2 protein-coding genes are annotated in these 2200 nt (G+C 64.2%); one reads left to right on the top strand and one right to left on the bottom strand.

Annotated elements, in window-relative coordinates; all coding sequences use genetic code 11:
• A partial coding sequence (locus tag OSA81_13705) for a hypothetical protein (GenBank protein MDE0900057.1) occupies window positions 1-398 on the bottom strand: 398 nt, incomplete at its 3' end.
• On the opposite strand from OSA81_13705, the gene OSA81_13700 reads away from it, so the two are divergent.
• Window positions 397-2040 (top strand): aryl-sulfate sulfotransferase, encoded by a 1644-nt coding sequence (locus OSA81_13700; protein ID MDE0900056.1) that lies wholly within the window; start codon window positions 397-399, stop codon window positions 2038-2040. The two genes, OSA81_13705 and OSA81_13700, sit on opposite strands and share 2 nt — an antisense overlap.
• Window positions 2041-2200 lie beyond the last annotated feature (160 nt).

Below are 2200 nucleotides of genomic sequence, written 5' to 3'. Positions count from 1 at the left end.
TGCTGCACCTCAACCCAAAGGCCTGGGACCGTTACCCGGACTTCGAGTTCCCCGAGCGGCCCGTGGTGGAATGACCGTCGCCTGCCCTGGATACGTCCAATCGCACCTGGGCCATCTGCGACGCGCGCTACAAGCTCACCAACGAGGGCCTGCCTTCCACAACCATGCCCGACATCAAGCTCTTCAGCATGCCCGATGAGGAGTACATCCCCGATGCGTCCTACACACGCAGGGACCAAGAGGCCCGGAACCGCCTGTTTAACACGCTGCCCTTTGGGGGTTGACGAACACCACATCGGACGCATCCAGACCCTCGCCAGGAAATGACTGCGGCGGCAGGTATCGAACCTGCGAAGGTCACCCGGATCATAGATTTCTACGCTATCGTATTCGGCCATGAAGATCCTCTTGCCACTGCTGGTCGCGATGGGCCTCGCGTTTGCCACATCCTGCTCCGTCGACGAAGCCTCGAGCGCCATGGTCCCGATGCCCGAACGCACCGGATTCAAGCCTTCGGGACCGTTTCACGGGTTCACGCTCTTCGCCCCGCTTGATGCGAAGCGCGTCTACCTCGTGGACATGGCGGGCGAGGAGGTGCACCACTGGGACACCCCGCTCAAGCCCGGCGATTCCTGCTACCTGACCGAGAAGGGGACCGTGCTGGCCTGCCAGCGCTACAGCGACGACCCCTACTTCCAAGATGCGGGCGGCCATGGCGGACAGATCCTCGAGCTCGCCCACGATGGCGAGATCCTTTGGAAGTTCGACTGGAACGGTGAGTCGGGGACCCAGCACCACGACATCGAGCAACTCCCCAACGGGAACTTGCTCTTCGTGGCCTGGGATCGCATGACCCGGGAGGTCGCCATCGCCGCGGGCCGCGACGCCGAGCTGCTCGAAGGTGACGAGTGGTGGGCAGGCGCGGTCTACGAGGTGCGCCCGACGCCCCCGGAGGGCGGCGAGATCGTGTGGTCGTGGCACGCCATGGACCACGTGATCCAGAACCACGACCCCGATCTGAAGGGCTTCGTCGAGGACCCCGCTGCGCACCCTGAGAAGATCGACATCAACGGGGACCGCGACCCCGAGCCCCCCAGCGAGGAGGAGCAGAACAAGATCGACGAGGAGATGGCGGCCATGGGCTACGCCGGCGGTGACGACGACGATGGGGCTGAGCCCGAGGAGGCCGGTGAGGACGACGGCGAAGCGGACGCACAGCAGACGGATGAGGAAGACGATGAGGAAGACGATGAGGAGGAGGAGGAGGAGGATCCGGCCGACAAGGCCCGCAAGGAGCGCGTCAAGGACGCCGACTGGATGCACACGAATGCCGTGGCATACAACGCCGACCTCGACCAGATCGCCATCAGCGTCCGCCGCTTCGACGAGATCTGGATCATCGACCACTCCATCTCTCGAGAGGAGGCACGCGGGCCCAAGGGAGACCTGATGTATCGATGGGGCAATCCCTTTGCCTACTCGATGGGTGAGCACGCGGACCGCCCGCTCCTCGGACAGCACAACGTCCAGTGGATCCCCGAGGGTTACCTCGGCGCGGGGAACCTGATCGTCTTCAACAACGGTAACGGCGAGCGCGAGTGGTCCACGATCGTCGAGTGGTGGGCCCCGCGGGACGTGAATGGTCGCTACCCACTCGGGGAGGATCGGCCGTTCGGCCCCGAAGAGCCTCAGTGGATCTACGAGGCGACCGAGCCGGAGAGCTTCTATTCACCCTTCATCTCCGGCGTGCAGCGGCTCCCCAACGGCAACACGCTGGTCTGCAGCGGCGCCCCAGGGCGTGTCTTCGAAGTCTCACCCACCGGCGACCTGGTCTGGGACTGGCGAAGTCCCTTCAGCGCTGAGGAGAAGGAGGAAAAGGATCTCGAGGATTGGCCCACGGCCATGTTCCGGGCCCTCCGTTACGGACCGGACTACCCGGGCATCGTGGCTCTACGCAATGAGGGCGTTGCGATACCCGACGACCCGGGGACAGGCCCTCCCACGAATCAGTACGTGCCCCCTCCGAAGGACGATGAGTAAGGACGCCCTGGAAGACGACCGGAGGGATACAGCTACCCGCGCTCCTTCTTGAAGATCATCAGGTGCGTGAAGCCGCGCAGGAAGAAGTTGCCCTCGGCGGCGGCTTTGTGGAAGGCGGGCTTCTCGAGCTTGCGATTACCGCGAACCACTGAGATGTGAT

This window comes from Longimicrobiales bacterium (assembly GCA_028823235.1).
Lineage (GTDB): Bacteria > Gemmatimonadota > Gemmatimonadetes > Longimicrobiales > Gaopeijiaceae > UBA2589.
The sequence above is the reverse complement of the archived record's forward strand: the minus strand, read 5'-3'. Positions and strand labels throughout refer to the sequence as shown.

What these genes read in the sequence shown, in the direction of transcription:
- OSA81_13700 (MDE0900056.1), top strand. Translation starts at nt 397, where the DNA reads ATGAAGATCCTCTTGCCACTGCTGGTCGCGATGGGCCTCGCGTTTGCC.